Source organism: Microvirga antarctica, assembly GCF_017921815.1.
Taxonomy (GTDB): Bacteria; Pseudomonadota; Alphaproteobacteria; order Rhizobiales; family Beijerinckiaceae; genus Microvirga; species Microvirga antarctica.
Map to the genome: position 1 here is coordinate 1 of NZ_JAGEMM010000035.1, position 321 is coordinate 321.

At 46.4% G+C, this 321-nt stretch carries 1 protein-coding gene; it reads left to right on the plus strand.

Going from position 1 to position 321, the window contains the following annotated elements; translation table 11 throughout:
* Positions 1-253, plus strand: a 253-nt coding sequence (locus J4G32_RS20760; RefSeq protein WP_210497539.1) for a hypothetical protein, incomplete at its 5' end; no start/stop codon positions are given.
* Positions 254-321: the final 68 nt, after the last annotated feature.

Genomic DNA, 321 nt, shown 5'->3' on the forward strand with positions numbered 1-321 from the left:
ACCGCAGCACCTCTTTCTGCGCAATATCAACGTGATGCAAACTTCAGCGATTGGCCCGGCGTTAAAAATGCATTTCGATTTGTGTAAAGATGTCCGTGGTCAATTTATGGCCCGCCAGGACACGCTGCTTTCCCTCGCTAATGTTCATGCCATCAATGAAAACGGGCAGAGTTCCGTGGATATCGACAGGATTAATCACCAAACCGTGAATGTCGAAGCAGTGAATTTTCCGCTGCCGAAGCGGGGAGGGTAAGTACCGTTATTTTTACGAAAATTCCTGGGAAAAAGTTGTTCATACTTAATGTTATGGTGCCGACTAAG